Here is a 7,110-nt window from a genome sequence, read left to right as displayed (position 1 = left end):
TCGAATAGGTAAAGGTTCTGTGCATTTGGCTAAATAGATTTGTTTGTCTTTAAATTTAAAAGCAGATTTGGTAAATTCGGCACTTCCTCCCTGATGTTTTTTCTTAAAGTTAGGATACTTAGTACGACCAGCAAAGAAATTGGTAAAAGCTGTTTGTAGGTGTCTTAACCCTTGTTGTAAGGGTACACAGCTTACCTCGTTTAAAAAGTCTAATTCTTCTTGCTTTTTCCACTCGGTTAGCATTGAAGAAGTTTGAGCGTAGCCTCCTCTTTCTTGTCTTTCATACCAAGCTTGTGTTCGTTCGTGGAGAGCTTTATTGTAAACTAATCTTACACAGCCCAATGTGCGCCGCAATAGCGACTCTTGTTCTGGTGTTGGGTAAAATCGGTAAGAATAGGCTTTTTCCATGTCTCATATTTTAGCATATATTTTGTAAATGCGCTAATATTTAACAGTAAAGCCGTCGTAGAACGACGGGGTTTCAGACCCAAATTTTCGATGATTGGTCTTCTTGATGGAGTATTACTGCATAGTCATTCATACCTTCTTCAGCAAAGGCGCGATCTTCATCAGCAAACTCTGCAAACAGATCGGCCAGTTGCATTGGATCGAGAACAGCCTGATGACGCTGACTGCGAAACTTTAAGAAGGCAATAAAATCAGCCACTTGCTGAAGCTGATTATCAGTTAGTCGATCCAAGTCTTGCTTAAGAGCTTCAGCACTTACTGGCATAGGAAGAAAAAACATTCCGACTTCCCCATTATAAGAGATCCTGGCCAACAGCCGTCTTCAACAAACCCCCATGAGTCCCTGAGTGCGTAGCGGGGTAGGGAGGACGTTCAGACGTTCGGACGTTATCAGTTACTACTGTCTGATTCACCCGCGCTGCTAGACCCATTACCACCTGAAGTTGCCGAGGGATTTGTTAGATTAGGACTAGATTTAGGGGTTGTCTGGGAAGCCTTTGGAGGTTGGGGACGTAGCTTGACCACTCCATTCCAACTACGCTTCACAGTTACAGATTGACGATGAGTATCAGAGGATTTTTCTTGGCTCATGCTTATGCTTATTCCTTTTTTAGTTAAGTTAACTACCGGCGAGGCTCTTCTTGACTGTGTGTGATAATTTTTGATTATGGCATCGTGAAATGCTTATTGGGCAAGACTTTTAGGACTATTTTGCACAATAAACTATCACTATAGACATCGTTTCCACACAGAAACTGGAAAAACCCCGCCTAATCCATCCCAATTATAACGATTAGCACCATACCTACGACGAAACTGATCCCGGCAGTTTTATCTAGACACATCAATTTTCTGCTTTCAATTTCAGAACCTCCTAATATTTTTTCAATATGTGTAGAATTCTCGCCCAGAATATAAATGACTAAAACTACAGTAATCAGAAAGGCAAAAAGTGCAAGACCAAAAAGGATTATCTGTAAAGGGCTTGAAACTCCAACTGTTCTTAGCAAAGTAACCAACAATCCAATAGCTGTAACTGACAAACCTAATAACTGCTTATCACGTTCAAGCCTTGTATTAAGCCATGCAGCTATCATTGCACTGTAAAAGGCTTTTTCTTTTGCTTCGTAGTCTTCCTTGTCTGAACTCCCCATATCTTTAGGATTCAGGTAGAGGCGATTGAATGATCAATGCCTCGATATTAGCACCCAGGCCTCTCTGGTATCAATAACGGTTTTGATGACTTCTCTTTGCCCGATTGAGTTAGCAACTACCAGAGGGAGTGTGGCTTCGCGCCGCCAATTTACGACTCCGTATATCATACTAAATCCGGTTATTAAAAACTGATTATTTATTCTCCCCTTTGCATGAGTACCTCTTGCATGAGTGCCTCTCCTCATAACTAGCCTATGCTCAACGGATTTAGTCTCAAGTATAACTCCCAATCCAACTTGAAAAACCCGCTCCCTTATCTCCACTTCCCGCCCTCCTATACCTTGATTCTTCAACCTCAGCGATCGCCCACCCCCCTTGATTATAAAGATTTGTTTAGCTTGACCAGAGGTTGATAGTGCATCGGCTAGGATGAATTTTAAATGGATTCAAAATGAATTTAAAATGAATTCAAGATGAGCCAATCTGGTGAACTGTCGTATTTTGATCATGGAGTTGCCATTTTGTGAGTAAGAAATGGTTCGCAGATAACAGTTTGTCGATCGGGCGGACTCCTCTAGTGCGCCTTAATCGAGTCGTTGGCAACACTCACGCCACGGTTCTGGCCAAGATTGAAGGTCGCAATCCGGCCTATTCAGTCAAATGTCGTATTGGCGCGGCCATGATCTGGGATGCGGAAGAACGGGGATTATTGGGGCCGGGCAAAGAACTGGTGGAACCGACCAGTGGCAATACAGGCATTGCCCTAGCCTTTGTCGCCGCCGCTAAGGGGATTCCCCTGACCCTGACCATGCCTGAAACCATGAGCTTGGAGCGGCGCAAACTGTTGCTCGCCTATGGAGCCAATCTGGTGTTAACAGAAGGGACTAAGGGAATGACCGGAGCAGTGGCAAAGGCAGAAGAAATTGCCGCGTCTAATCCCGATCGCTATGTGTTGTTGCAACAGTTCCGCAATGCTGCCAATCCCCGCATCCACGAGGAAACCACCGGCCCTGAAATTTGGCAGGACACAGACGGGGCGATCGATATTCTCGTGTCGGGTGTGGGAACGGGCGGAACCATTACGGGAGTTTCGCGCTATGTCAAAAAGACCCGGGGAAAACCGATTTTATCGGTAGCAGTGGAGCCAGAAGCCAGCCCCATACTATCCCAAGCCCGGGCAGGTCAGCCCTTAAAGTCTGGCCCTCACAAAATTCAGGGCATTGGGGCGGGGTTTGTTCCCGAAGTTCTGGATTTATCCCTCGTGGATGGGATTGAAACCGTTTCCAACGAAGAGGCCATTCTTTATGCCCAACGGTTGGCCAAGGAAGAAGGGATTATCTCCGGCATTTCCTGCGGTGCCGCCGTCGCCGTCGCCGCTCGCTTGGCACAACAATCCGAACACCAAGGCAAAACCATTGTCGTGATTTTGCCGGATTCCGGAGAACGGTATTTGAGTTCCATCCTGTTCCAAGGGGTATTTAATGAGCAAGGGTTAGTGGCATGACGAGCGAGTATCCGAGCGTTTCCAGCGCTCTCTCCCAACCAACCTTGTCCTTGGATCTCGATGAGATTATCACTCAATTGTCCAAACCTCGTGGCGAGTCGTTCCACAGTTGGTCTCAATCACGAAGCCATTTCCCCTTGCCCTCCCGTGAGGCCTTATTTCGGATTGTCGATCGACTGCGTGCCGTTCTTTTTCCCTATCACTTTGGCAATCCCGATTTAGGCGAAACATCCAGCCGCTATTTTATCGGTCATACCCTCAATGAAGTCTTGCAACTGCTGCATCACCAAGTTTGTCGTGAACAGTGGTTGCTGGGGTCGCAGTTGCACTGGTCGTCAGACCAGATTGAGACGCACGCCCAAGGGACGGTACAAGCCTTTGCCACTCAATTACCCCATCTGAAAGCTCTACTGGAAACGGATATCACGGCGGCCTATCGAGGTGATCCGGCGGCGAGAAATTTAGATGAAGTGTTGTTTTGTTACCCCGGAGTAACGGCAATCACTTATCACCGCATTGCCCATGCCCTGTATCGGTTGGACTCTCCCTTGTTGGCGCGGATTGTTAGTGAAATTGGCCATTCCTTAACGGGGATTGACATTCACCCCGGGGCCTCGATCGGCAATAGTTTCTTTATCGATCATGGGACGGGGGTGGTGATTGGGGCAACCACGGTGATTGGCGACCGCGTGCGCCTTTACCAAGCGGTCACGCTCGGGGCGAAAAGCTTTCCCCGGGACGAATCGGGCAGTTTAATCAAAGGTCAACCCCGTCATCCGATTATTGAAGATGATGTGGTGATTTACTCAGGTGCAACGATTCTCGGTCGGGTAACTATCGGTCGGGGCGCCACCATTGGTGGAAATGTTTGGTTAACCCGCAGTGTGCCGCCGGGGGGTTTTGTCTCCCAGGCGCAACTACGACAGGAAATGTTTGATGACGGCTCTGGAATTTGAGGGGCTGTCCTGACTGTGAATGTTCGGCCATAACAGTCGCTTTGTTACTTTTTTTTGAATTGGAGGATTTAACTCAATGACCTATACCCAAGATCATGAATTGCAACTGGCTTTGGGAGATGCTGCCGCTCGGCAGTTAGCCAATGCCACGAAGACCGTTCCTCAGTTATTGACCATTTCACCCCGGTGGTTCGTTCGCCTCTTGCATTGGCTACCCGTTGAAGCGGGGATTTATCGTCTCAATAAAGTCAGGGATGCCTCCCGGGTTGAGGTGGCTTGCTCTGAACGAGATGAGCGGGAGCTGCCCGAAACCTTTGTGGATTACGAAGAGACCCCCCGGGAGTATTTCTTGAGTGCGGTGAATACGGTACTGGATGTTCACACTCGCGTGTCCGATCTCTACAGCAGTCCCCACGATCAGATCCATGAACAATTGCGCCTGACGATCGAAACCCTGAAGGAACGTCAAGAAAATGAGTTGATCAACAACCATGAGTACGGATTGCTCAACAATATTGTTGATTCCCAGAAAGTGCAACCTCGCAATGGTGCGCCCACGCCGGACGATTTGGATGAGTTGCTGGTGAAGGTGTGGAAGGAACCGGCATTTTTCCTCGCCCATCCTAAAGCGATCGCGGCCTTTGGCCGAGAAGCAACCCGACGGGGTGTACCCCCTGCCACGGTGTCATTATTCGGGTCTCAGTTTATTACCTGGCGGGGCGTGCCTTTGATTCCTTCCGATAAGTTGGCTGTGAATGAACAAGGCAAAACCAATATTTTGTTATTGCGGGTAGGAGAAAGCCGTCAAGGGGTGGTCGGTCTCTATCAGCCCAATTTACCCGGTCAACAGGGAGTTGGCTTGTCGGTGCGATTTATGGGGATTAGTCGCAAGGCGATCGCCTCTTACCTGGTCTCCCTCTACTGTTCGTTGGCAGTGTTGACCGACGATGCGGCGGCCGTACTGGAGAACGTTGATGTCAACCAATACCACATCTACGACTATGACTAACCCCGAACTGATCCCTGAAAAGGCGGGGGGGAATCTACCCTCTGTATCCCCGCCCACGACTGCCCCAACTGAGGTCGAGAACATTTCTCTTAACCCCTTATTTCAACCTGACCTTCTTGAGCATCTCGCCCAGACGATAATTCAAGAACTACAACGGCACGACCTTAAGGCCGAGGTGGCGAAGGGGTTGAGTACAGATCGGGATTATCTGGTGCCATCCGCCGCGGCGATTCCCCCAACCCTGGACTTGCCGGCTACCCCCGCAACCTCCCCAGCTGCTGTGGGCGAACGGCCCACAGTTCCCTTGGCTGTACCCTTAGCAACCCCCTCTTTCTACTTCATTGAGGAGTTAGAAACAAAAATCCCCGACCTTCCGGCGGTAGTGGCCAAGCCTGAACAGCTTGTTCCGGTCGCGGCGTTCTCGCGTAGCGAGCGCTTTGCGATCGATCCCCTTTTTGTCCCCCATGCCAGCGGGCGAAGCGTTCAACGACCTAGCTTCTTTGATGTTCATACCATTCGCCTGGATTTTCCCATCCTGCAAGAACGGGTGAATGGCAAACCGCTGATCTGGTTCGACAATGCCGCAACAACTCAAAAGCCCCAAGCAGTCATCGATCGCCTCGTTCATTTCTACAGCCATGAAAATTCCAATGTGCATCGTGCCGCCCATGAATTAGCGGCTCGCTCCACAGATGCTTACGAAGCGGCCAGAGAAACGGTACGCCGTTTTCTCAATGCCTCATCTGCCAACGAAATCATTTTCGTGCGGGGGACAACGGAAGGCATTAATCTGGTGGCAAAAAGCTGGGGACAACAAACCCTACAAGCGGGGGATGAGATTGTCCTCACCCATCTAGAACACCATGCCAATATTGTGCCTTGGCAGCAACTAGCCGCCCAAACGGGAGCAAAGTTGCGGGTTGTCCCCGTGGATGACCACGGGCAGATTTTACTGGCAGAGTACCAACAATTACTCAACTCCCGCACAAAACTGGTGGCTTTTTCCCATGTTTCCAATGCCTTGGGAACCATTACTCCCGCCAAACAAATCATTGATTTAGCCCATCGGGTCGGAGCTAAAGTCTTGTTAGATGGCGCTCAATCGGTTTCCCACATTCCGATCGATGTTCAACAATTAGGGTGTGATTGGTTCGTCTTTTCCGGACATAAAGTCTTTGGTCCGACAGGGATCGGGGTACTTTATGGTCAAGAAGACCTGTTGAATGCCACGGTTCCCTGGCAAAGCGGCGGCAACATGATCGTGGATGTGACGTTTGAGCGCACCGTGTATCAGGCGGCTCCCACTCGCTTCGAGGCTGGAACGGGCAATATTGCCGATGCCGTTGGCTTAGGGACGGCCTTGGATTATGTTCAGCAGATTGGTTTGGCCACCATTGCCAATTATGAGCATGAACTTCTGGAGTACGCCACTGCGGGACTGACAACCATTCCGGGCCTGCGTTTGATTGGGACAGCAGCCGATAAGGCCAGCGTGCTTTCCTTTGTGCTAGAGGGATTTGATGTGGAAGTCATCGGACAGGCCTTGAATCGGGAAGGGATTGCCGTGCGGGCAGGCCATCACTGCGCTCAACCCATTCTGCGACGCTTTGGTCTCGAGGCAACGGTGCGCCCTTCCTTGGCTTTCTACAATACTAAGGCCGAGGTGGATGTGCTAGTGGCTGCGTTGGAACGTCTGCAACACGAATAAACTGACTGGAATAGGTGCGGCAGCTTGTACACCTATTCCAGTTCCCCCTGAACTGCCACATATTTAAAAAGTATAGGAGAGTGGGGAGCGGGTTTTTAAAGTTGGATTGGGAGTTAATCATCCTATTGGGACTTAAACAAATTTCAAGCCCAAACAAAGCCTAAACTGCCTTTGTAAGCGGCAAACACATCCCGATTCTCGGTCAGCCACTCAAAGAAACGGAAAGACATCGCTGTCCGAAAAGCTGCCAAGGCTTCCACAAAAGTGTTTAAAGGTCGATTCGCCCACTGCCTTTGCAATCCCCCAGTTA

At 49.4% G+C, this 7,110-nt stretch carries 7 protein-coding genes and 1 pseudogene; 4 read left to right on the top strand and 4 right to left on the bottom strand.

Features of this window, described 5'->3' with window-relative positions; all coding sequences use genetic code 11:
* The 3 genes from O9290_RS12720 to O9290_RS12710 all read right to left on the bottom strand — a co-directional run.
* A partial coding sequence (locus O9290_RS12720) for an RNA-guided endonuclease InsQ/TnpB family protein (RefSeq protein WP_288087120.1) occupies positions 1–408 on the bottom strand: 408 nt, incomplete at its 3' end.
* A 73-nt stretch (positions 409–481) separates the two neighbouring features.
* Positions 482–748, bottom strand: coding sequence for a hypothetical protein (locus O9290_RS12715; protein WP_288055103.1), 267 nt, complete (start codon positions 746–748; stop codon positions 482–484).
* 490 nt (positions 749–1,238) lie between these two features.
* Positions 1,239–1,622, bottom strand: coding sequence for a hypothetical protein (locus O9290_RS12710; RefSeq protein WP_288055105.1), 384 nt, complete (start codon positions 1,620–1,622; stop codon positions 1,239–1,241).
* A gap of 524 nt (positions 1,623–2,146) precedes the next feature.
* Here O9290_RS12710 and cysK point away from each other — a divergent pair.
* The 4 genes from cysK to O9290_RS12690 all read left to right on the top strand — a co-directional run bounded on the left by cysK (position 2,147) and on the right by O9290_RS12690 (position 6,800).
* Positions 2,147–3,127: a cysteine synthase A gene (gene cysK, locus O9290_RS12705; protein WP_288026618.1), complete on the top strand. Its 981-nt coding sequence runs from the start codon at positions 2,147–2,149 to the stop codon at positions 3,125–3,127.
* Positions 3,124–4,083 (top strand): serine O-acetyltransferase EpsC, encoded by a 960-nt coding sequence (gene epsC, locus O9290_RS12700; RefSeq protein ID WP_288026617.1) that lies wholly within the window; start codon positions 3,124–3,126, stop codon positions 4,081–4,083. Before cysK ends, epsC begins: the two co-directional genes overlap by 4 nt.
* Positions 4,084–4,159: 76 nt before the next feature.
* A complete protein-coding gene (locus O9290_RS12695; RefSeq protein WP_002750434.1) occupies positions 4,160–5,092 on the top strand; it encodes a family 2A encapsulin nanocompartment shell protein in 933 nt (310 codons plus the stop codon).
* Positions 5,085–6,800 (top strand): family 2A encapsulin nanocompartment cargo protein cysteine desulfurase, encoded by a 1,716-nt coding sequence (locus O9290_RS12690; RefSeq protein WP_288055714.1) that lies wholly within the window; start codon positions 5,085–5,087, stop codon positions 6,798–6,800. The genes O9290_RS12695 and O9290_RS12690 overlap by 8 nt, the downstream gene beginning before the upstream one ends.
* A 143-nt stretch (positions 6,801–6,943) precedes the next feature.
* On the opposite strand, the pseudogene O9290_RS12685 reads toward O9290_RS12690, so the two are convergent.
* A pseudogene (locus O9290_RS12685) lies at positions 6,944–7,110 on the bottom strand (IS701 family transposase); the annotation flags it as partial.

The sequence above is a fragment of the Microcystis sp. LE19-41.2A genome (assembly GCF_027530405.1).
In the GTDB taxonomy this organism is placed as follows: Bacteria; Cyanobacteriota; Cyanobacteriia; order Cyanobacteriales; family Microcystaceae; genus Microcystis; species Microcystis aeruginosa.
The sequence above is the reverse complement of the archived record's forward strand: the minus strand, read 5'-3'. Positions and strand labels throughout refer to the sequence as shown.